The 21610-nt window shown below is 51.4% G+C and carries 19 protein-coding genes and 2 pseudogenes; 10 read left to right on the top strand and 11 right to left on the bottom strand.

From position 1 onward, the window contains the following. Position 1 precedes the first annotated feature (1 nt). The 6 genes from arnC to arnF are packed head-to-tail and all read left to right on the top strand — an operon-like array spanning position 2 to position 6209. The gene (gene arnC, locus ACUU1I_RS00770) at positions 2 to 970 is read left to right on the top strand and encodes an undecaprenyl-phosphate 4-deoxy-4-formamido-L-arabinose transferase (protein ID WP_000461657.1); all 969 of its coding nucleotides are present in this window, start codon (positions 2 to 4) and stop codon (positions 968 to 970) included. Further along, positions 970 to 2952, top strand: coding sequence for a bifunctional UDP-4-amino-4-deoxy-L-arabinose formyltransferase/UDP-glucuronic acid oxidase ArnA (gene arnA, locus ACUU1I_RS00775; protein ID WP_000860237.1), 1983 nt, complete (start codon positions 970 to 972; stop codon positions 2950 to 2952). Before arnC ends, arnA begins: the two co-directional genes overlap by 1 nt. Continuing rightward, the gene (arnD, locus tag ACUU1I_RS00780; RefSeq protein WP_000169728.1) at positions 2949 to 3839 is read left to right on the top strand and encodes a 4-deoxy-4-formamido-L-arabinose-phosphoundecaprenol deformylase; all 891 of its coding nucleotides are present in this window, start codon (positions 2949 to 2951) and stop codon (positions 3837 to 3839) included. The genes arnA and arnD overlap by 4 nt, the downstream gene beginning before the upstream one ends. Further along, entirely contained in the window at positions 3839 to 5491 is a 1653-nt protein-coding gene (gene arnT / locus ACUU1I_RS00785) for a lipid IV(A) 4-amino-4-deoxy-L-arabinosyltransferase (protein WP_000844004.1), read from the top strand. The genes arnD and arnT overlap by 1 nt, the downstream gene beginning before the upstream one ends. Next, complete coding sequence (gene arnE, locus ACUU1I_RS00790) at positions 5488 to 5823, top strand: 4-amino-4-deoxy-L-arabinose-phosphoundecaprenol flippase subunit ArnE (RefSeq protein WP_000638031.1); 336 nt, start codon at positions 5488 to 5490, stop codon at positions 5821 to 5823. Before arnT ends, arnE begins: the two co-directional genes overlap by 4 nt. Beyond that, complete coding sequence (gene arnF, locus ACUU1I_RS00795) at positions 5823 to 6209, top strand: 4-amino-4-deoxy-L-arabinose-phosphoundecaprenol flippase subunit ArnF (RefSeq protein ID WP_000523005.1); 387 nt, start codon at positions 5823 to 5825, stop codon at positions 6207 to 6209. The genes arnE and arnF overlap by 1 nt, the downstream gene beginning before the upstream one ends. Here arnF and pmrD read toward each other — a convergent pair. The 9 genes and pseudogenes from pmrD to ACUU1I_RS00840 all read right to left on the bottom strand — a co-directional run bounded on the left by pmrD (position 6203) and on the right by ACUU1I_RS00840 (position 14475). After that, positions 6203 to 6470, bottom strand: a pseudogene (gene pmrD, locus ACUU1I_RS00800) (signal transduction protein PmrD). The gene arnF and the pseudogene pmrD overlap by 7 nt on opposite strands. Before the next feature lie 109 nt (positions 6471 to 6579). Then, a complete protein-coding gene (gene menE, locus ACUU1I_RS00805; RefSeq protein WP_000577602.1) occupies positions 6580 to 7935 on the bottom strand; it encodes an o-succinylbenzoate--CoA ligase in 1356 nt (451 codons plus the stop codon). Further along, positions 7932 to 8894 (bottom strand): o-succinylbenzoate synthase, encoded by a 963-nt coding sequence (menC, locus tag ACUU1I_RS00810; RefSeq protein ID WP_001255543.1) that lies wholly within the window; start codon positions 8892 to 8894, stop codon positions 7932 to 7934. Before menC ends, menE begins: the two co-directional genes overlap by 4 nt. Then, positions 8894 to 9751, bottom strand: a complete 858-nt coding sequence (gene menB, locus ACUU1I_RS00815; protein ID WP_000640007.1) for a 1,4-dihydroxy-2-naphthoyl-CoA synthase — start codon at positions 9749 to 9751, stop codon at positions 8894 to 8896. Before menB ends, menC begins: the two co-directional genes overlap by 1 nt. Before the next feature lie 14 nt (positions 9752 to 9765). Continuing rightward, on the bottom strand, positions 9766 to 10524 hold the full coding sequence (gene menH, locus ACUU1I_RS00820; protein ID WP_000600490.1) for a 2-succinyl-6-hydroxy-2,4-cyclohexadiene-1-carboxylate synthase: 759 nt from the start codon (positions 10522 to 10524) through the stop codon (positions 9766 to 9768). Then, positions 10521 to 12191 carry a 2-succinyl-5-enolpyruvyl-6-hydroxy-3-cyclohexene-1-carboxylic-acid synthase gene (gene menD / locus ACUU1I_RS00825; RefSeq protein ID WP_005069904.1) on the bottom strand — a complete coding sequence of 557 codons (1671 nt, stop codon included), beginning with the start codon at positions 12189 to 12191 and terminating at the stop codon, positions 10521 to 10523. Before menD ends, menH begins: the two co-directional genes overlap by 4 nt. Before the next feature lie 88 nt (positions 12192 to 12279). Next, positions 12280 to 13575, bottom strand: coding sequence for an isochorismate synthase MenF (menF, locus tag ACUU1I_RS00830; RefSeq protein ID WP_001191398.1), 1296 nt, complete (start codon positions 13573 to 13575; stop codon positions 12280 to 12282). Between the two features lie 78 nt (positions 13576 to 13653). After that, positions 13654 to 13959, bottom strand: a complete 306-nt coding sequence (elaB, locus tag ACUU1I_RS00835) for a stress response protein ElaB (protein ID WP_000070627.1) — start codon at positions 13957 to 13959, stop codon at positions 13654 to 13656. A gap of 54 nt (positions 13960 to 14013) precedes the next feature. Next, positions 14014 to 14475, bottom strand: a complete 462-nt coding sequence (locus ACUU1I_RS00840; protein ID WP_000574091.1) for a GNAT family N-acetyltransferase — start codon at positions 14473 to 14475, stop codon at positions 14014 to 14016. Positions 14476 to 14539: 64 nt separating this feature from the next. On the opposite strand from ACUU1I_RS00840, the gene rbn reads away from it, so the two are divergent. The 4 genes and pseudogenes from rbn to ACUU1I_RS00860 all read left to right on the top strand — a co-directional run bounded on the left by rbn (position 14540) and on the right by ACUU1I_RS00860 (position 18506). Next, the gene (gene rbn, locus ACUU1I_RS00845) at positions 14540 to 15457 is read left to right on the top strand and encodes a ribonuclease BN (protein ID WP_005069910.1); all 918 of its coding nucleotides are present in this window, start codon (positions 14540 to 14542) and stop codon (positions 15455 to 15457) included. Positions 15458 to 15644: 187 nt separating this feature from the next. After that, a complete protein-coding gene (gene elaD, locus ACUU1I_RS00850) occupies positions 15645 to 16865 on the top strand; it encodes a deubiquitinase ElaD (protein WP_094110508.1) in 1221 nt (406 codons plus the stop codon). Between the two features lie 417 nt (positions 16866 to 17282). Beyond that, positions 17283 to 17900 (top strand): annotated as a pseudogene (locus ACUU1I_RS00855) (hypothetical protein). A 102-nt stretch (positions 17901 to 18002) separates the two neighbouring features. Beyond that, positions 18003 to 18506, top strand: coding sequence for a YfbM family protein (locus ACUU1I_RS00860; protein ID WP_000525354.1), 504 nt, complete (start codon positions 18003 to 18005; stop codon positions 18504 to 18506). A gap of 66 nt (positions 18507 to 18572) precedes the next feature. Here the strand turns inward: ACUU1I_RS00860 and nuoN are convergent, their stop codons facing one another. Continuing rightward, positions 18573 to 20030, bottom strand: coding sequence for an NADH-quinone oxidoreductase subunit NuoN (nuoN, locus tag ACUU1I_RS00865; protein WP_000156724.1), 1458 nt, complete (start codon positions 20028 to 20030; stop codon positions 18573 to 18575). A gap of 6 nt (positions 20031 to 20036) precedes the next feature. Then, a complete protein-coding gene (nuoM, locus tag ACUU1I_RS00870) occupies positions 20037 to 21566 on the bottom strand; it encodes an NADH-quinone oxidoreductase subunit M (protein ID WP_000926450.1) in 1530 nt (509 codons plus the stop codon). Positions 21567 to 21610: the final 44 nt, after the last annotated feature.

Consider the following 21610-nt stretch of genomic DNA (forward strand, 5'->3'; position numbering starts at 1 on the left):
CATGTTTGAAATCCACCCTGTTAAGAAAGTCTCGGTGGTTATTCCCGTTTATAACGAGCAGGAAAGCTTACCGGAATTAATCAGGCGCACCACCACAGCCTGTGAATCGTTGGGGAAAGAGTATGAGATCCTGCTGATTGATGACGGCAGTAGCGATAATTCCGCGCATATGCTGGTCGAAGCCTCACAAGCGGAGAACAGCCATATTGTGTCTATTTTGCTTAACCGCAATTACGGGCAACATTCAGCGATTATGGCGGGATTCAGTCACGTTACTGGCGACTTAATTATTACCCTTGATGCCGATCTCCAGAATCCGCCAGAAGAAATCCCCCGCCTGGTGGCAAAAGCCGATGAAGGTTACGACGTGGTAGGGACTGTACGCCAGAACCGCCAGGACAGCTGGTTTCGTAAAACAGCTTCGAAGATGATTAACCGGCTTATTCAGCGCACCACTGGCAAAGCGATGGGTGACTACGGTTGTATGCTGCGCGCCTATCGCCGTCATATTGTCGATGCGATGTTGCACTGCCATGAACGCAGCACCTTTATCCCGATTCTGGCGAATATCTTCGCCCGCCGTGCAATTGAAATTCCAGTACATCATGCCGAGCGTGAGTTTGGTGAATCCAAATACAGTTTTATGCGCCTGATTAATTTGATGTACGACCTGGTGACCTGCCTTACCACAACGCCGCTACGTATGCTGAGTCTGCTCGGCAGCATTATTGCGATTGGAGGTTTTAGCATTGCGGTGCTGCTGGTGATTTTACGCCTGACCTTCGGACCACAATGGGCGGCAGAAGGCGTCTTTATGCTATTTGCCGTGCTGTTTACTTTTATTGGCGCTCAGTTTATCGGCATGGGATTACTCGGTGAATATATCGGCAGGATCTACACCGATGTCCGCGCCCGCCCCCGCTATTTTGTTCAGCAAGTTATCCGTCCATCCAGCAAGGAAAATGAATAATGAAAACCGTCGTTTTTGCCTACCACGATATGGGATGCCTCGGTATTGAAGCTCTGCTGGCTGCCGGTTACGAAATTAGCGCCATTTTTACCCATACCGATAATCCCGGTGAAAAAGCCTTTTATGGTTCGGTGGCTCATCTGGCGGCGGAAAGAGACATTCCGGTTTATGCGCCGGATAACGTTAATCATCCGCTGTGGGTGGAACGCATTGCCCAACTGTCACCAGAGGTGATTTTCTCTTTTTATTATCGCCATCTTATTTGCGACGAGATTTTTCAGCTCGCTCCCGCAGGTGCATTTAATCTGCACGGTTCGCTGTTACCAAAATATCGTGGTCGCGCGCCGCTGAACTGGGTGCTGGTGAACGGTGAAACGGAAACGGGCGTTACATTGCACCGAATGGTAAAACGTGCCGATGCTGGGGCCATTGTGGCGCAACTGCGCGTTGCCATTGCGCCAGACGATATCGCTATTACGCTGCATCATAAATTGTGCCATGCCGCGCGCCAGCTACTGGAACAGACATTACCCGCCATTAAACACGGTAATATTCTGGAAATCGCCCAGCGCGAAAACGAAGCCACCTGTTTTGGTCGCAGAACGCCGGATGACAGTTTCCTTGAATGGCATAAACCGGCATCCGTACTGCACAACATGGTACGTGCCGTTGCCGATCCGTGGCCGGGTGCCTTCAGCTATGTTGGCAATCAGAAATTCACCGTCTGGTCGTCGCGTGTTCATCCTCATGCCAGCAAAGCACAGCCGGGGAGCGTGATTTCTGTTGCGCCACTGCTGATTGCCTGTGGCGATGGCGCGCTGGAAATCGTCACCGGACAGGCGGGCGACGGCATTACTATGCAGGGCTCGCAATTAGCGCAGATGCTGGGCCTGGTGCAAGGTTCACGCTTGAATAGCCAGCCTGCCTGCACCGCCCGACGCCGTACCCGGGTACTCATCCTCGGGGTGAATGGCTTTATTGGCAACCATCTGACAGAACGCCTGCTGCGCGAAGATCATTATGAAGTTTACGGTCTGGATATTGGCAGCGATGCGATAAGCCGTTTTCTGAATCATCCACATTTTCACTTTGTCGAAGGCGATATCAGTATTCATTCCGAATGGATTGAGTATCACGTCAAAAAATGTGATTTCGTCTTGCCGCTGGTGGCGATAGCCACGCCGATTGAATATACCCGCAACCCGCTGCGCGTATTTGAACTCGATTTTGAAGAGAATCTGCGCATTATCCGCTACTGCGTTAAGTACCGTAAGCGAATCATCTTCCCGTCAACTTCAGAAGTTTATGGGATGTGTAGCGATAAATACTTCGATGAGGACCATTCTAATTTAATCGTCGGCCCGGTGAATAAACCACGCTGGATTTATTCGGTGTCAAAACAATTACTTGATCGGGTGATCTGGGCCTATGGCGAAAAAGAGGGTTTACAGTTCACCCTCTTCCGCCCGTTTAACTGGATGGGACCACGACTGGATAACCTTAATGCAGCGCGAATTGGCAGCTCCCGCGCTATTACGCAACTCATTCTCAATCTGGTAGAAGGTTCACCAATTAAGCTAATTGATGGCGGAAAACAAAAACGCTGCTTTACTGATATCCGGGACGGTATCGAGGCGTTGTACCGCATTATCGAAAATGCGGGAAATCGCTGCGACGGCGAAATTATCAACATTGGCAATCCTGAGAACGAAGCGAGCATTGAGGAACTGGGCGAGATGCTGCTGGCGAGCTTCGAAAAACATCCGCTGCGCCATCATTTCCCACCGTTTGCGGGCTTTCGCGTTGTCGAAAGTAGCAGCTACTACGGCAAAGGATATCAGGACGTAGAGCATCGTAAACCGAGCATCCGCAATGCCCACCGCTGCCTGGACTGGGAGCCGAAAATTGATATGCAGGAAACCATCGACGAAACGCTGGATTTCTTCCTGCGCACCGTTGATCTTACGGATAAACCATCATGACCAAAGTAGGCTTACGCATTGATGTCGATACCTTTCGTGGCACCCGTGAAGGCGTGCCGCGTCTGCTGGAAATCTTGAGTAAGCATAATATTCAGGCCAGCATTTTTTTCAGCGTCGGCCCGGACAATATGGGCCGCCATCTCTGGCGACTGGTGAAGCCACAGTTTTTGTGGAAGATGCTGCGCTCAAACGCGGCATCGCTTTATGGCTGGGATATTTTACTGGCAGGTACGGCCTGGCCAGGTAAAGAGATTGGTCATGCCAATGCCGATATCATTCGTGAAGCGGCTAAACATCACGAAGTCGGTCTGCACGCCTGGGATCACCATGCCTGGCAAGCCCGTAGCGGTAACTGGGATCGGCAAACAATGATCGACGATATTGCACGCGGTCTTCGCACTCTGGAAGAGATTATCGGTCAACCGGTAACCTGTTCTGCCGCTGCGGGCTGGCGTGCCGACCAGAAGGTGATCGAAGCAAAAGAAGCGTTCCATTTGCGCTACAACAGCGATTGTCGTGGGGCCATGCCGTTCCGTCCACTGCTCGAATCAGGAAACCCTGGCACTGCGCAAATTCCGGTGACCTTACCCACCTGGGATGAAGTGATTGGTCGGGATGTGAAAGCAGAAGATTTTAACGGTTGGTTACTCAACCGCATCCTGCGAGATAAAGGCACGCCGGTTTATACCATTCATGCAGAAGTTGAAGGCTGCGCTTATCAGCATAATTTTGTGGATCTCCTCAAACGCGCAGCTCAGGAAGGCGTGACATTTTGCCCTTTAAGCGAACTGTTATCAGAGACGTTGCCGCTCGGACAAGTTGTTCGCGGAAATATTGCCGGACGTGAAGGCTGGCTGGGTTGCCAACAAATTGCGGGTAGTCGCTGATGAAATCGGTACGTTACCTTATCGGCATCTTCGCGTTTATTGCCTGCTATTACCTGTTACCGATCAGCACGCGTCTGCTCTGGCAACCCGATGAAACGCGTTATGCGGAAATCAGTCGAGAAATGCTGGCATCCGGCGACTGGATTGTGCCCCATCTGTTAGGGCTACGTTATTTCGAAAAACCCATTGCCGGATACTGGATTAACAGCATTGGGCAATGGCTATTTGGCGCGAATAACTTTGGTGTGCGGGCAGGCGTTATCTTTGCGACCCTGTTAACTGCCGCGCTGGTGACCTGGTTTACTCTGCGCTTATGGCGCGATAAACGTCTGGCTCTACTCGCCACAGTAATTTATCTCTCATTGTTTATTGTCTATGCCATCGGCACTTATGCCGTGCTCGATCCGTTTATTGCATTCTGGCTGGTGGCGGGAATGTGCAGCTTCTGGCTGGCAATGCAGGCACAGACGTGGAAAGGCAAAAGCGCAGGATTTTTACTGCTGGGAATCACCTGCGGCATGGGGGTGATGACCAAAGGTTTTCTCGCCCTTGCCGTGCCGGTATTAAGCGTGCTGCCATGGGTAGCGACGCAAAAACGCTGGAAAGATCTCTTTATTTACGGCTGGCTGGCGGTTATCAGTTGCGTACTGACGGTTCTCCCCTGGGGACTGGCGATAGCGCAGCGGGAGCCTGACTTGTGGCACTATTTTTTCTGGGTTGAGCATATTCAACGCTTTGCACTAGATGATGCCCAACATAGAGCTCCGTTCTGGTACTACGTGCCGGTCATCATTGCCGGTAGCCTGCCGTGGCTGGGATTACTCCCCGGTGCACTGTACACAGGCTGGAAAAACCGCAAGCATTCCGCAACCGTCTATTTGTTGAGCTGGACGATAATGCCGCTGCTGTTTTTCTCCGTCGCTAAAGGCAAATTGCCCACCTATATTCTTTCTTGCTTTGCACCTCTGGCAATGCTGTTGGCGCATTACGCTTTGCTGGCAGCAAAAAATAATCCTCTGGCGCTGCGGATTAATGGCTGGATTAACATCGCTTTTGGCGTCACTGGCATTATTGCCACATTTGTGATCTCCCCCTGGGGACCAATGAACACGCCGGTGTGGCAAACCTTCGAGAGCTATAAAGTCTTTTGTGCCTGGTCGATTTTTTCGCTATGGGCATTTTTCGGCTGGTACACCTTAACAAACGTCGAAAAGACCTGGTCTTTCGCCGCGCTTTGCCCGCTGGGGCTGGCGTTGCTGGTAGGATTTTCAATTCCTGACAGAGTCATGGAAGGAAAACATCCGCAATTTTTTGTCGAGATGACACAAGAATCACTTCAGCCAAGCCGCTATATTCTTACTGATAGCGTCGGTGTTGCCGCAGGTCTGGCATGGAGCCTGCAACGCGATGACATCATCATGTATCGCCAGACAGGTGAGTTGAAATACGGCCTTAATTATCCGGATGCGAAAGGGAGATTTGTCAGCGGTGATGAGTTCGCAAACTGGCTTAATCAACATCGTCAGGAGGGGATTATTACACTCGTGCTTTCGGTTGACCGCGATGAAGATATCAACAGTCTCGCCATTCCGCCCGCAGATGCCATCGTTCGTCAGGAGCGTCTGGTGCTGATTCAGTATCGTCCCAAATGATCTGGCTAACATTAGTCTTTGCCAGCTTGCTTAGCGTTGCCGGGCAGTTGTGTCAGAAACAGGCAACCTGCTTTGTGGCGATAAACAAACGGCGCAAACATATCGTGCTGTGGCTGGGACTGGCGCTGGCTTGTCTTGGTCTTGCCATGGTGCTCTGGCTGCTGGTCTTGCAGAACGTACCGGTAGGCATTGCCTACCCGATGTTAAGTCTGAATTTTGTCTGGGTGACGCTGGCTGCAGTAAAACTGTGGCACGAACCGGTATCGCCGCGTCACTGGTGTGGGGTGGCGTTCATTATTGGTGGCATTGTGATCCTCGGGAGTACGGTGTAATGGGCCTGATATGGGGATTATTCAGCGTCATTATTGCCTCAGTTGCGCAATTAAGCCTGGGTTTTGCGGCAAGTCATCTGCCGCCGATGACGCACTTATGGGATTTTATCGCGGCTCTGTTAGCTTTTGGCCTGGATGCCCGGATACTGTTACTCGGGCTGCTGGGTTATCTGCTTTCCGTTTTTTGTTGGTATAAAACGCTACATAAACTTGCGCTAAGCAAAGCCTATGCCTTGCTCAGTATGAGTTATGTGCTGGTATGGATTGCTTCAATGGTACTTCCCGGCTGGGAAGGGACTTTTTCGCTGAAAGCACTACTGGGAGTAGCCTGTATTATGAGCGGGTTGATGCTGATTTTCCTGCCCACGACAAAACAACGTTACTGAGTTTTCCCTGCCGCTGTACACTGCCGTTCCCACTCATCGGGGCTATAACTGCTTGCCGAGAGGACTTTCACCGTATGCAGCTTTTCACGATTAATACAATAAAGCGCATTCTGCAAAGGCGAGAGTAAATCCCCCACTTTCACGGCGAAGTCACTCTTCACTTCGGCGATCATTTTTATCGCGCCGCCAGCATCGCAGAGCATAAGTACATGTCTGTTATCTTGTTTATTGCAGCACGATTTTTTGTGCCAGCCATTCCATTGCATTATCCTGTTTGCTAAGAGTTTTCACATCAATTTACAGATTAACAGATAAACTCTTTATCAACGGCAATGGAATGGCAGAAATGAGAAGTGAAACGGAGGGTTAATTATTGCTGACGTTGCACCCACTCTTTTAGCGCCTGACGTGAAATTTTAATACCGCCGTTTTTCAGCTCCGGCGGTAAAGTCAGCCAGCGCACCGGTTGTTGAAAACGAGCCAGCTTATCTTTCACCCATTCGCCAAGATCAACGGTTTGCTGGTCATACTCCACCACCGCTACCGGCCGATGACCAAACTCCTTGTCGGCAACGGAAACGATAAACACCTGCAAAACCGCAGGATGTGCAGCAATAACACGCTCGACTTCTTCCGGCTGAATACCCTCACCGCCACTGAAGAACAGATTGTCTAAACGTCCGACAATGGTCAGCTTGCCATTATGCATCTCACCGCGATCGCGCGTAGCGTACCAGCCTTCGTCATTAACCAGTGAAACCAGTTGCCCGTTACGCCAGTAACCTTCTGCCATACTGGCAGCCCGCAGCCACACTTCATTATTAACGATTTTCACTTCCCGACCCGGCAGCGGCAAACCAACGTCTGCCAGGACGTCGGCTTCTTTCGCACATACCGTGGAGGCAAACTCGGTCAGACCATAGCCGCAAAAGCAACGAATCCCCTGCTCGCGCGCCTGTTCCGTCAACTCGACCGGGATAGCCGCGCCGCCAAGTAACACCGCTTTCAGGGAAACGGAACTGCGGTTAACCAGCAAACGCCAGAGTTGTGTTGGCACCAGTGAAGCGTGAGTACAGCCTGCCAGCATTTGCTCCAATGGCTGTTTATCACGCACCGTCATCCGCGCACCAGCGTATAACCAGCGCCACATAATTCCCTGACCGGAGACGTGAAACAGCGGTAAAGAGAGCAACCAGTCATCGTGATCGCCAAACGGAATCAGCGATAACACACCTTGCGCACTGGCAAGATGGGCCTGATAAGTATGGACAGCGGCTTTCGGCAAACCGGTAGAACCCGAGGTCAACGTCATTGAGCACAGACGCGTCGGCTGCCACGCAGCGGCATGTACGCCTTCAACCAGCTGAATGTGCAGCGACGTTAATGCCGGAAACGTGTTTTCCCCATCCGGCACCAGCGCAAATTGCAGCGTCAGATTGGGCAGCAATTCTTCAAGCAACGGTTGCGGCAGCTGAGGGTTCACGGGCAACACCCGCGCCCCGCATTGCAGTAACGCCAGCCAGGCGAGCAGCGTTTGCGGCGTATTCCACGCCCGCAACATCACGCCGCTGCCCTCAACCACACCCTGCGCCGCAAAGCCCGTAGCTAACTCATCGACGCGAGCACAAAGCTCGCGCCAGTTGAGTTGCTCGTCATTAAGACGTAAGGCGATGGCTTCTCCCCGCACTTGCCGCCAGTGACGCCACGGCCAGTCAGAGAAGATCATAACAACTGCTCCAGTACATCAGCGTCCACTAACGGCAGTGGGCTCCCCGGCCAGCGACGAACCTGCTGCGCCTGCATCAGATCCAGCGTGTCCAGTCCCGGAATGGTGTCTGGCGTTAACCAGGCAGCAATCCGCGCCAGTTGCGTTAGACCTAAGCTCGACTCAATGGAAGAACTGATCACCGCCGTCAGCCCCAGCGCATGCGCCGCCTGTACCTGCTCGCGTACTTTTTCCAGACTGCCCGTGAGCGTGGGTTTGATAACTACCGCGCGCACGCCCTCTTCAGCCACAAAGGCAAAATCCGGCTCGCGCAGGCTTTCATCCCAGGCAATGGCAATGCCGGTTTCACGGGCAAACGCTCGCGAATCATCGCGGGTTTTGCACGGCTCTTCGAGAAACGCGATGCGGTGGCGATAATCCGGGTTAACATATTTGGCAAACTGCTGACCTTTCAGCGGTGTCCAGGCGCGATTTGCGTCAAGACGCAAATGCAGATCCGGAATTGCCTCCAGCAACAGATTCACCACCATGCCGTCGCGCACCGCTTCGTACAATCCCACTTTGACCTTCGCCACTTTCTCGCCCGGCATATCGGCAAGTTTGAGGATCAGATCGTCCGGATCGCCATTACACAGCGGTGCCGCACGGTAGTTGGCTGCTTGCGGCAACGTATCTGTCAGTTCTGCCAATGCACAGCTTACGCCAAAGGCCACGGAAGGCATCTGCGGTAGCTCGCAATCGCCTGCCAGCCAGTTATTTACCCAGGCAAGCAGCACGCTTTGCGCCTCTTCCCAGTTTTCCTGGCTGAAGCCCGGCAGTGGGGAGATCTCCCCCCACCCTTCGCGCTCGCCCTCACGCAGGCAAACGTACAGCCCGTCGCGGGTTTTTAACCGCCTGTCGCGCAGAAGCACCCCCGCGTCCATGGGGATCTGCCAGCGGTATACCTGCGCGCTACGCATTACGGATTCCGTTTAAATTTGCTGAAATCAGGCTGACGTTTCTGGTTGAAAGCGTTGCGACCTTCCTGACCTTCTTCCGTCATGTAGAACAGCATGGTGGCGTTGCCCGCCAGCTCCTGCAGCCCCGCCTGCCCGTCACAGTCGGCGTTCAGCGCAGCTTTCAGGCAGCGCAGCGCCATCGGGCTGTTTTGCAGCATTTCGCGGCACCAACGGACGGTTTCTTTTTCCAGATCCGCCAGCGGTACCACGGTGTTGACAAGGCCCATATCCAGCGCCTGTTTTGCGTCGTACTGACGGCACAGGAACCAGATTTCTCGCGCTTTTTTCTGCCCGACGATACGAGCCATGTAGGAAGCGCCCCAGCCGCCGTCGAAGGAACCGACTTTCGGGCCAGTCTGACCGAAGATGGCATTATCTGCTGCGATAGTCAGGTCGCACATCATGTGCAGAACGTGACCACCGCCGATGGAGTAGCCAGCCACCATCGCGACAACCGGTTTCGGACAGGTACGGATCTGACGCTGGAAGTCCAGCACGTTCAGGTGATGTACGCCGGAATCATCTTTATAGCCGCCGTAATCACCACGCACTTTCTGGTCACCACCGGAGCAGAACGCTTTATCGCCTGCGCCAGTCAGAATGATCACGCCGATATTGTCGTCATAACGCGCATCTGCCAGTGCCTGGATCATCTCTTTTACCGTCAGAGGACGGAAGGCATTGCGCACCTGCGGACGATTAATGGTGATTTTTGCGATACCGTCGGTGGATTTTTCATAACGAATGTCCTCGAAACCTTCGGAGCAGTCGTGCCATTCAACCGGTGCGTAAGGCATTGCTTCATCAGGATAAATCATATTGTGTCCTTTAGTCAAAAACGCAAGATCTGCGCCAGACTTGCGATTACGCCAGCGGGATTTTCCCGATGCGCGTTATGTCCGGCGCGAGGAATGACATGGCAGTCGGCAGCCAGTTCCGCCGCTAGGGCGCGGAATTTGCTGTCACGTTCACCACATAAATAATAAAACGCAAATGTGCGGGCGCTAAGGTTAGCACGTAAATCAGGCTGGACGGCGAGAGAAGTCGCCTCCAGCATGGCGGCAAGGGTTGCGCCATTATTGTTGCTGCGCAGCGCCACCAGCTCCCGGCGTTGATCGTCATTGAGCGAGGCAAAAACAGGCTGTTGATACCAGTCGGCAAATACCGCCGTTAACGGTTCTGTGCGAAAACGCTGCGCCCATTGGCGATCGGAACGCTGACGTTCCGCACGTTGTTCAGCATTTTGCAGCCCCGGATGCCCGCCTTCGATAATAACCCCACAAAGCCCCGCCAGCCCCTGGCAAGCCGCCATCATCGCCACCCGTCCGCCAAGCGAGTACCCCACCAGCCAGAAGTCAAGGATGTTGTAACTAACCAAGGTTTTACGCAGTAAGTCGGTGACATCATCAAATCCATCGACGCTAATCGCCGCCGAACCACCATGACCTGGGAGATCAACATACAACCGTGAGTAGTCGGCAAACGCCTCGCCCACTTCTTGCCATTCGTGGCAATCGCCGGAAAAACCGTGCAAAAACACCAGCCAGGGTAAACCTGGTTTTCCGTGTTTTGCCTGCGCGTGCAGGATCATAAATGGCTTACCTGCGCCAGAAGTTGCTGGAGCGTTTGCGCACCATCGGTGTCGTTAACCACCATTTCAATCACCGTGGTGGTTGGCGTGCGCCAGGCGTCGGCAAATGCCGTTTCAAGTTCCTGCCAGTTTTGCGGACGATGATATTTCAGCTCGAACATCGCGGCGGCGTGCTCAAAATGGACGTTTTGCGGCATCAGATAGAAACGCTCACGCTCGCTTTGCGGCGTTGGCAACAGCGAGAAAATTTGCCCGCCGTTGTTGTTCACCACAATTAATACCAGCGGCGCAGAAACCTGACGCAATAACGCCAGCGCGTTGAGATCGTAAAGTGCGGAGAGATCGCCCACAATCGCCAGCGTCGGTTTGCCGCTTGCCCGCTGAACGCCTGCGGCGGTCGAAAGCAGTCCGTCGATACCGCTGGCCCCTCGGTTGCTGTACACCGGGTAACCTGCCGGAAGTTGCGAAAGCGCATCAATCAGACGTACCACCAGGCTGTTACCAACAAACAATTGCCCCTGTTCAGGCAGATAGTCGCTGATGCGATGCGCCAGTTGCGCTTCGCCAAACGCATCACGGCGGGCAATAACCGCCTGCATTGCCTGTTCCGCCAGGCGCGGGATTTCAACGCACCAGGGCTGGCGTTTTTCTGCCGGATGCAGCTCCAGCCAGTCGGCAATATTGCCAATTAAGCGACGTCCGCGATGGTGTGCCGGATCAAGTCGCCCTTCAATGTCATCAACAATCCAGTACTCTTCTGGTTCACAGCTTGCCTGCCATTGCAGGAGCCGTTTCCCCGTCAGGCTGCTTCCCAGTTGCACCACAATTTGTGCCTGCTGCAGCTCGCTGGTCGCTTTGGCATTGCCTAACCAAAGATCGGCACACGGCAGCGGCTGCCCGGTTTGTGACAGCACATCGCCAATCAGCGGCCAGCCAAGAGTTTGCGCCCACAGGGCAACTTTTTTGCCCTCTTCCGCACTCATGCGCCCGGCAACCACCACGCCGCGCTTTTGTCGCCAGAAGAACCAGTCGCGCTGTTTTTCACTTTCCAGACGAGGCGCTTCACGCAGCCACGGTTTGTCGTCCTGCCACCAGTCACCCAGACGCTGTTGCCAGCTAAGCCCGGTATCGTCCATTTCGCCATACAGCGGTTCAGCAAACGGGCAGTTGATATGGACTCCCCCCGCATGAAGCGTACCGAGAGCGTGGTCGATGGTAGAAACCAGCCAACGTGCGGGGATATCCTGGGTCGGGCGCGGCAATGAAATACTGTGCGTGGGGTGAGAGGCGAACATTCCCGGCTGGCGAATTGCCTGATTCGCGCCGCAGTCAATTAGCTCCGGCGGGCGATCGGCGGTTAAGAGAATCAGTTTTTCTCCGGTTAACCCGGCTTCAATCAGTGCCGGATAGAGATTTGCCACCGCCGTGCCGGAGGTCACAATCACCGCCACCGGCTGCTTGCTGACTTTCGCCAGCCCCAGCGCCAGATGCCCCAACCCACGCTCATCGAAATGGGTGTGGTGAATGAATGCGGAATTCTCCGCCGCCGCTAACGTTAACGGTGTAGAACGCGAGCCTGGGGCGATACAGATGTGTCTGACGCCGTGACGCGTTAATGCTTCCAGAATGACCGCCGCCCAGCGTCGGTTAAATGCGCTTACTGACATGAGTTTGTCCGGTATCAATATTGCGGCTAAGTATAAGGAGCTACAAAAATAGATTATTGATATGAATCGGTAATGATGCGACTCATTACTATTCCATTTGTAATAAAGTACGCAGCCCTGCCGCTTTGTTGTCGATTTCCTGCCACTCTTGCTCGGGGTCGGAACCACGGACAATGCCCGCGCCAGCATATAATCGCACGACATTGCCGCTAATTTTTGCTGAGCGCAGGGAAACGCAGAATTCGCTTTGTTGTAATGAGAGATAGCCCGCAGAACCGGCGTACCATTCTCGGGTGAACGGTTCGTGACGGGCGATAAACTGTCGCGCCAGATCGCGCGGTAAGCCAGCAACTGCTGCCGTTGGCTGCAACTGATGTAAACAGATCACATCATCCGCTTTGTTGAGTGAAGTCCAGATACAGCGGCGAAGATGCTGCACTTTACGCAGACGCAGTACCTGCGGCGGTAAAACATCCAGCGTCTGGGTATCGGCCTGTAATCGTTGGCAGATATCTTCCACCACCAGCATGTTCTCGCGCTGGTTTTTATCATCCGCCATCAGCCACTCTCCTAACTGCTGCGCCTGCTTATCATCAGGATGATTTGCTACTGTTCCCGCCAGCGCTTCAGTACGCAGCGCTTTGTCACGCCGCCGCCATAACCGTTCCGGTGAAGAGCCAAGAAAAGCATTTTCGCCATCAAAGGCCATGTAAAAATGGTAGCAATTCAGATTCAGTCGACGACTGGCAGCCATCATCGCCGCCGCGTTGACCGGACTTGCGAAATGCAGGTCAGTTGCCCGAGCGAGCACCACTTTGTCGAGCTCACCTTCGGCGATGGTTTTCGTTGCCAGTTCGATTAATTGCGTCCAGCCCGTTTTGTCCGGCCAGTGTTGTTCTCGCGTGGTGGTTAAATGTAACCCAGGCAAGGGCTTGATACTCACCAGTGTGGCGATAAATTCTTTTGCCTGAATCGCATCGTGCTGAAGGGAGCTTTCGCTGAATAGCGTCAACCGCAGCGTGGCTTTACCGCCACAGCGTCGCCATTCCAGGCGGGGTAAAAGTAAATTGCCCTGCGACGGGTCAAAAGCATTCAGCCCCCAAATGCGTAAGTCGGCGTGTTCCGGGTGCTGGCGAAGAAAACGTTGTGCCTGGTCCAACGACGTAAAACGGGTAATCGCGCCCAGGACGGCAGCTTCTTCATCACCATTACGTTGTTGCCAGTAGAATTGCGGGTACGTTTGCTGACTGGCCAGCCAGCTCAAGGCATCAAAAGCGTCTTTGAGAGGGAAAGGAATATCGATAACCCGAATGCCGGGTGTCGCCGGAATCTCTTGCGACAAATGGCGCAGTAGATTTTCCAGCGCCGTAGTAAGTGATTGCACGCGGACCTCTCCCTGTTAAAAGCCTCACATTATACGGGGTACTACAAAAAAAATGCAGTACCCCGGTGTAGGGAGGTTTTAACGGCGTGCCAGCAACAGTCCTAGTACCAGCCCGACGGCCGCGCCCACACCAATTCCTTGCCAGGGTTTTTCGTGGACGTAGTCATCAGCACGATAAACAGCCTGCTTCGCCCGATAGTAATAACTGTCTGAAGCCTGGCTAACCCGTTTTTTCACATCATCCAGCGCTTTTTCTGCACGCGCTTTCAGCTCAACATATTTCTGATCGGCGGGCTCGCCAGAGGAGCGGAGCACCTCTTCCAGTGTTTCACTAAGCAGCGTCAGGTCGTCATCGATACGTGTATCACCAAACTGATTAGACATTCTCGTTCTCCATTTGCGTAAAACCTGTCACTAACTATAGACAAGAGTTGTTGATTACGCCTGAATTACCTCGCGTGCCATCCCAATGTGTGGGATACCATCTTCTTCATAGACCTCCGTCACAGGGATAAAACCGAAACTCTGGTAGAAGTTTTGCAGATGCGCCTGAGCCCCGAGGTAAACAGGCTTATCAGGCCAGTGATGCGTACATGTTTCGAGTGTTTTACTCATCAGCTGCTGCCCCACTTTTTCACCACGCAACGCTTCACTGACAATCACCCGACCTATAACGACAGGCTCAAGATCATCATCACTTTTCAGAATCCTCGCATACGCCACCAGTTCATCATTTTTCCAACCGAGAATATGGCGATTATCCCCCGTCAAATCATCACCATCGATATCCTGATAAGGGCAATTCTGCTCGACAACAAACACCGCGCAACGCAGTTGTAATAAGGCATAAAGCTGGGAAACCGATAATTCAGAGTGATGCAGATCTTGCCATTCAATCATAATGCTCTCCTTTTAGATGTATGCCTTATACTAGCCGGAATATTTTTTGAAACGTGATGAACTCATGGAATTAATTTTTTTAGGTACTTCAGCCGGTGTGCCAACCCGCACGCGCAATGTCACGGCAATATTGCTTAACCTGCAACATCCGACCCAGAGCGGACTTTGGTTGTTTGACTGCGGTGAAGGCACCCAGCATCAGCTACTGCATACCGCCTTTAACCCTGGAAAACTGGACAAGATTTTTATCAGTCACCTTCATGGCGATCATCTTTTTGGTTTACCCGGCTTGCTGTGCAGTCGTTCTATGTCAGGCATTATCCAACCCTTAACGATTTATGGTCCGCAAGGTATCCGTGAATTTGTGGAAACCGCGCAGCGGATTAGCGGCTCATGGACCGATTATCCGCTGGAAATTGTCGAAATTGGCGCTGGCGAAATTCTCGATGATGGCCTGCGCAAAGTAACCGCTTATCCGCTGGAACACCCACTGGAATGTTATGGCTATCGTATTGAAGAACATGATAAACCGGGTGCATTAAATGCCCAGGCATTAAAAGCTGCTGGCGTGCCGCCTGGCCCACTGTTTCAGGAATTAAAAGCGGGCAAAACAATCACGCTGGAAGATGGAAGGCAGATTAACGGCGCAGATTACTTAGCTGCTCCAGTGCCAGGTAAAGCGCTCGCTATTTTCGGCGATACCGGCCCCTGCGATGCCGCACTTGACCTGGCTAAAGGTGTCGATGTCATGGTGCACGAAGCGACGCTGGATATAACCATGGAAGCCAAAGCCAATAGTCGCGGCCATAGCTCTACACGCCAGGCTGCGACACTAGCCCGTGAGGCTGGAGTCGGCAAGCTAATCATTACCCACGTCAGCTCGCGCTATGATGACAAAGGTTGTCAACACCTGTTACGTGAATGCAGGTCAATTTTCCCGGCGACTGAACTGGCGAATGATTTCACCGTGTTTAACGTTTAACTCTGCTTATTATTAAAAACAGGGTGAAACTTGCCCTGTTATAGCAACCCGCGCTACATATATCCACCCACACAGGCATATTGAGCGATTTTTGATATTTATTCATCTCCTTACGCACTATATTCAGAGCAATAAGTTGCCTCTTTTCATCTTGATTCAGCACAACCTTTGCAACTAAAAGGAGCCCATGATGGTTACAGTTGTCAGCAATTATTGTCAATTATCTCAAACCCAACTCAGTCAGACATTTGCAGAAAAATTTACTGTGACCGAGGAATTACTGCAGTCTTTAAAAAAAACAGCGTTATCCGGAGATGAAGAAAGTATTGAGTTACTGCATAATATTGCGTTAGGTTATGATGAATTTGGAAAAAAAGCTGAAGATATTCTTTACCATATTGTTAGAAACCCAACAAATGAGACCCTATCGATTATCCGACTTATTAAAAATGCCTGTTTAAAATTATATAATTTGGCACATACCGCAACCAACTCCCACCTTAAACCAACTGGTCCGGATAATTCAGATGTTCTCCTGTTCAAAAAGCTATTCTCCCCTTCGAAATTAATGACAATTATCGGTAATGAAATTCCTCTTATATCTGAAAAACAGTCGCTTTCAAAGGTGCTTTTAAATGATGAGAATAATGAACTGAGTGATGGTACAAACTTCTGGGATAAAAATCGTCAATTAACCACAGATGAAATAGCTTGCTATCTTCAGAAGATCGCCGCTAATGCAAAAAATACTCAAGTCAATTATCCTACTGGTCTCTACGTCCCCTACTCCACCAGAACTCACCTGGAAGACGCTCTCAATGAAAATATTAAGAGCGATCCATCATGGCCGAATGAAGTCCAGTTATTCCCCATAAATACTGGCGGACACTGGATATTAGTTTCGCTACAGAAAATAGTAAATAAAAAAAATAATAAACTACAAATAAAATGCGTCATATTCAACTCATTGCGTGCACTAGGCCATGATAAAGAAAATTCACTTAAGCGTGTCATTAATAGTTTTAATTCTGAACTCATGGGAAAAATGTCGAATAATAATATAAAAGTTCATTTAAATGAACCAGAGATAATATTTTTACATGCCGATCTTCAGCAATACTTAAGCCAAAGTTGCGGTGCGTTTGTGTGCATGGCAGCCCAGGAAGTGATTGAACAAAGGGAAAGCAATTCTGACAGCGCCCCCTATACGTTATTAAAAAACTATGCTGACAGATTTAAAAAATATTCAGCAGAAGAGCAGTACGAAATTGATTTTCAACATCGACTGGTAAACAGAAATTGTTATTTAGATAAATATGGCGATGCACGAATCAATGCTTCTTATACACAATTAGAAATAAAACACTCACAACCCAAAAATAGAGCATCCGGCAAAAGAGTGAGTTAACATCATTGTTAATCAATTCGACCAGTCAGTAAATATGCTGACTGGTCGAACATAATTTGCTAAAAAGTCATCACTGACTGATGTCAGTCCCACCATCTGCCAGTTCAATCTACGGGTATTTCCAGCGTATCGCGGCACGCGATTGCTGGTCTGTTGATGTAGTGGATTGTAGTTGCTGACTTTTCTTACCCTCAGATTTCTGCCCCACTTGTCAATTCAATCTGCCAATAAATAACATAATTATATTTTTATTCCTCACAGAAATTCCTTTTTAAAAATAGCGAACCCACTGTAAAAAACACTTTTTGTATACCTCTACCAAGCGTAATAAAATAAACGCTCATAATTCATTATAAATAATAATGAAATAACGCCTTTTATTGATAATTTACATATGAAAAAAATTTTCCTTTTGTTATATTATTTCTGTTTTCACTCCCTCTGATTATTTTTACCAACCCTGGGTCACTGCATTATCACCAACGCCCCGACACGTAAGTCCTGAGCAATTAGAAAAAACAGTTCGTTATCTTACACAAACTGTGCATCCACGTAATGCCGGCAATATTGATAATCTGAATAGGTCCGCAGAGTATATAAAAGAGTTCTTTGTCAGTAGCGGTGCCAGAGTTACCGCGCAGGGCGTCCCCGATTGGCTATTACGACTCTGCGCCTGGAAGCCAGAATTACCCTTACCCGGCAATGTCCTGGCTTTATCCCGATCAGGGAGACTTTATTGCTGTGGTCGGCAGAATGCAGGATATCAACGCCGTTCGTCAGGTAAAAGCGGCATTGTTGTCATCCCGGGATTTATCTGTTTATTCTATGAATGCCCCAGGGTTTATTCCCGGTATTGATTTTTCTGATCACCTTAATTATTGGCAACACGATATTCCCGCCGTAATGATTACTGACACCGCTTTTTATCGTAATAAACAATACCACTTGCCCGGTGATACCGCAGACAGATTGAATTATCAGAAAATGGCTCAGGTGGTAGATGGTGTTATAACCTTGTTATACAACAGTAAATAATAAAAATTTCTCGAGGCGGGTCCAGAAACAGCGACATGTACATTTTATTTTCCCTCGTCTGTTTTAAGATGCGAAACATAAAATTCAATGGAGGAAAAATAAATGGGAATGATTGGCTATTTTGCAGAAATTGACTCAGAAAAGATTAACCAACTGCTTGAGTCTACTGAAAAACCTTTGATGGATAATATACATGACACGCTTTCAGGATTACGCCGACTGGATATTGATAAACGCTGGGATTTTTTACACTTTGGGCTGACAGGCACCTCTGCTTTTGATCCCGCGAAGAATGATCCGCTGAGTCGTGCCGTGCTTGATGAACACAGCCTCGAAGATGGCATAGATGGCTTCCTGGGATTGACCTGGAATCAGGAATTAGCCGCGACAATCGACCGACTGGAATCACTGGATCGAAGTGAGCTGCGTAAACAGTTTTCCATTAAGCGACTCAATGAAATGGAGATTTATCCGGGAGTGACCTTTTCAGAAGAGTTAGAGGGGCAACTCTTTGCCTCGATCATGCTTGATATGGAAAAGCTGATTAGCGCGTATCGACGTATGCTGCGACAAGGGAATCATGCGCTGACGGTTATTGTTGGGTGATGGTGTCAGAGCGCCAAAAAAAACCGCCGAACATGTCGGCGGCTTTCTGACTTACAAACTAACAGTTTACATCAGCGGCATTGCTAACCGCACAATACTAATCAGCGGTTGTGGCCATACACCCAGCACCAGTACCAACAGTGCAGAAATCAGCACCACGATACCGCCCGCGCTGTACTGCCAGTTTGACGGTGCATCGCGACCCGGTTGTTCCGGTGCGTGCAGGTACAGGCTCACCGCCACGCGCAGGTAGTAGTAGAGGCCGATTGCCGAACCGACAACCACGGCACCCACCAGCCACCACAAGTGTGCCTGGACACCGACCGCCAGCACGTAGAACTTACCGATAAAGCCCAGCGTCATCGGGATACCGGCCAGAGACAGCATCATCACCGTCATCACTGCCGCGAGGATCGGACGATGCCAGAACAGACCGCGGTAAGAGAACAGGGAATCAGCATCCGGGCCACGATACGGGCTGGACATCAGGCTGACCACGCCGAACGCGCCGAGGCTGCTGAACAGATAACCGGCCAGGTAAACCCCTACCGCTTCCATCGACATCTCGCCGGTTTGCAGCGCAATCAGCGCCACCAGCAGATAGCCGAGGTGAGAGATAGATGAGTAACCGAGCAGACGTTTGATGTTGGTCTGGCTCAACGCCATCAGGTTACCGAAGATGATGGAGGCAAAGGCGATAATCGCCAGTACTACGCGAATCGCTTCGCTGTCACCCACCGGTGCGTAGAGGAACAGACGCATCACCACACCGAAGATAGCGATTTTGCTCGCCGTCGCCAGGAAAGTGGAAACCGGCGCAGGCGCGCCCTGGTATACGTCTGGCGTCCACAGGTGGAACGGCACCAGAGAGAGTTTGAAGCCGAGGCCAACAATCATCATGCCGAAACCTGCCAGCAACAGCGGCTCGTTGAGCATACCGTCGCCGAGGTTTTTACCCAGCGCGACAAACGACAGGTCGCCAGACTGCGCATACACCAGCGCCATACCGAACAGCAGGAAAGAAGACGCTGCGGCAGAAAGGATGGTGTATTTGATACTGGCTTCCAGCGAACGTTTCTGGCGGAAAGCGTAACCGACCAGGCCAAACAGCGGCAAAGAGATCAGTTCAATACCGAGGAACAGAGACGCCAGATGGTTTGCATTCGCCAGCAGGATCCCGCCCAGCGCGGCAATTAACACCAACAGGTAGAACTCATCCTTGTTGTCGTTATAGCCTTCAAGCCACGGGTAGTCGAAAGTACAGGTGGCGAGGCTCGCCAACAATACCAGCCCGGTGTAAAGCATGGCGAAACCATCAACGCGCATCAGCGGCGTAACGTCCATAGCGCCCGCCTGGCCAACAAACCAGAGCGAAACCAGCGCCGCGTTAAGCCCAATAACCGAGAGCGTAGCGTTGAGGAAATGATTGCGTCGCCACGCAATGGAGAGCATCACAACCACCACCGTCAAGCCGACGATCAGCAACGGTAGCAGTGCGATCAGGTTTTGTGGAGTTATTGTCATGGCGATTTACGGCCTTGTAGTAGTAACGGAATTAACAAACCACTGCTGGATATTGCCAATCGCGGAGTGCGAGGTATCCAGAATCGGCTGCGGATAGAAGCCCAGCAGTACCAGCAGCACCACCAGCAACAGGATCATAAACAGCTCACGCAGCGACATCCCTGGCAGTTCCTGGCTGGCAATCTGGCTTTTCGCTTTACCGAAGTAAGCGCGATGCAACATCGCCAGCGAATAAACAGATGCAAAGACCAGCCCAAAGGTAGAGATAACGGTAATCACCGGGACAACCTGGAAGCTGCCGAACAGAATCATAAATTCGCCGACGAAGTTACCGGTGCCAGGCATCCCAAGCGTTGCCACCGCAAAGAACAGCGACAGTGCTGGCAGCCATTTCATCTTGCTCCACAGACCGCCCATCATGCGCATGTCGCGGGTATGGATACGTTCATAAAGCTGACCGCAGAGAATAAACAGACCCGCCGCCGACAAGCCGTGCGCAATCATCTGGATTACCGCGCCCTGGTAGGCCAACTGGCTGCCGGTGTAGATTGCAATCAGCACGAAGCCCATGTGGGAAACCGAGGTGTAGGCGATCAGACGTTTGATATCGGTCTGAGCGAAGGCCATCCACGCACCGTAGAAGATGCCGATAACACCCAGCCACATAGCGATTGGCGCGAACTCTGCCGACGCGTTCGGGAACAGCGGCAGGGAGAAACGCAACAAACCGTAAGCGGCGGTTTTCAGCAAGATCCCCGCGAGGTCCACGGAACCGGCGGTCGGAGCCTGGGAGTGCGCATCCGGCAGCCAGCCATGCAGCGGAACCACCGGCATTTTGACTGCGAAGGCGATGAAGAAGCCCAGCATCAACAGATATTCCACACCACTGGACATTGGCGTATTCAGCAGCTCTTCATAGTTGAAGGTCCAGACGCCGGTCGCATTGTAGTGAACAAAAACCAGCGCCAGGATGGCGATCAACATCACCAGACCACTCGCCTGGGTGTAAATGAAGAACTTGGTTGCCACCGTGATACGCGTTTTACCGTCAGAGGCTTTATGCCCCCACAGTGCGATCAGGAAGTACATCGGCACCAGCATCATTTCCCAGAAGAAGAAGAACAGGAACATGTCGATGGCAAGGAACACGCCGATAACGCCGCCCAGGATCCACATCAGGTTGAGGTGGAAGAAGCCCTGATATTTTTCGATCTCTTTCCACGAACATAGTACCGCCAGCACACCGAGCAGACCGGTCAGCACGACCATCAGCAGCGACAGACCGTCAATGGCGAGATGAATAGAGATACCAAAACGCGGGATCCACGGCATGTCGAATTCAGACTGCCACTGCGGAATTCCGGCGGATTGCGTCAGTGAATAACCGCCCTGCAACCACAGTTGCAGCGACAGCGCCAGCGTCAATCCCATGGTGATCAGCGCGATCCAGCGTGGCACCTTGACGCCAAAGCGTTCGGTCTGCCAGCACAGGAAGCCGCCAATAAAGGGAATTAATATTAGCCAGGGTAGTAACATGGCGATCTTTATTCCTTGTAAAAGTCCCGTCAGGACCGGATTTT

The sequence above is a fragment of the Shigella sp. SIG3 genome (assembly GCF_053555855.1).

What these genes read in the sequence shown, in the direction of transcription:
- ACUU1I_RS00860 (WP_000525354.1), top strand. Translation starts at nt 18,003, where the DNA reads ATGGGAATGATTGGCTATTTTGCAGAAATTGACTCAGAAAAGATTAAC.
- arnC (WP_000461657.1), top strand. Translation starts at nt 2, where the DNA reads ATGTTTGAAATCCACCCTGTTAAGAAAGTCTCGGTGGTTATTCCCGTT.
- elaD (WP_094110508.1), top strand. Translation starts at nt 15,645, where the DNA reads ATGATGGTTACAGTTGTCAGCAATTATTGTCAATTATCTCAAACCCAA.
- nuoN (WP_000156724.1), bottom strand. Translation starts at nt 20,030, where the DNA reads ATGACAATAACTCCACAAAACCTGATCGCACTGCTACCGTTGCTGATC.
- menD (WP_005069904.1), bottom strand. Translation starts at nt 12,191, where the DNA reads ATGTCAGTAAGCGCATTTAACCGACGCTGGGCGGCGGTCATTCTGGAA.
- arnD (WP_000169728.1), top strand. Translation starts at nt 2,949, where the DNA reads ATGACCAAAGTAGGCTTACGCATTGATGTCGATACCTTTCGTGGCACC.
- rbn (WP_005069910.1), top strand. Translation starts at nt 14,540, where the DNA reads ATGGAATTAATTTTTTTAGGTACTTCAGCCGGTGTGCCAACCCGCACG.
- arnA (WP_000860237.1), top strand. Translation starts at nt 970, where the DNA reads ATGAAAACCGTCGTTTTTGCCTACCACGATATGGGATGCCTCGGTATT.
- ACUU1I_RS00840 (WP_000574091.1), bottom strand. Translation starts at nt 14,475, where the DNA reads ATGATTGAATGGCAAGATCTGCATCACTCTGAATTATCGGTTTCCCAG.
- menB (WP_000640007.1), bottom strand. Translation starts at nt 9,751, where the DNA reads ATGATTTATCCTGATGAAGCAATGCCTTACGCACCGGTTGAATGGCAC.
- arnF (WP_000523005.1), top strand. Translation starts at nt 5,823, where the DNA reads ATGGGCCTGATATGGGGATTATTCAGCGTCATTATTGCCTCAGTTGCG.
- menH (WP_000600490.1), bottom strand. Translation starts at nt 10,524, where the DNA reads ATGATCCTGCACGCGCAGGCAAAACACGGAAAACCAGGTTTACCCTGG.
- nuoM (WP_000926450.1), bottom strand. Translation starts at nt 21,566, where the DNA reads ATGTTACTACCCTGGCTAATATTAATTCCCTTTATTGGCGGCTTCCTG.
- arnT (WP_000844004.1), top strand. Translation starts at nt 3,839, where the DNA reads ATGAAATCGGTACGTTACCTTATCGGCATCTTCGCGTTTATTGCCTGC.
- arnE (WP_000638031.1), top strand. Translation starts at nt 5,488, where the DNA reads ATGATCTGGCTAACATTAGTCTTTGCCAGCTTGCTTAGCGTTGCCGGG.
- menE (WP_000577602.1), bottom strand. Translation starts at nt 7,935, where the DNA reads ATGATCTTCTCTGACTGGCCGTGGCGTCACTGGCGGCAAGTGCGGGGA.
- elaB (WP_000070627.1), bottom strand. Translation starts at nt 13,959, where the DNA reads ATGTCTAATCAGTTTGGTGATACACGTATCGATGACGACCTGACGCTG.
- menC (WP_001255543.1), bottom strand. Translation starts at nt 8,894, where the DNA reads ATGCGTAGCGCGCAGGTATACCGCTGGCAGATCCCCATGGACGCGGGG.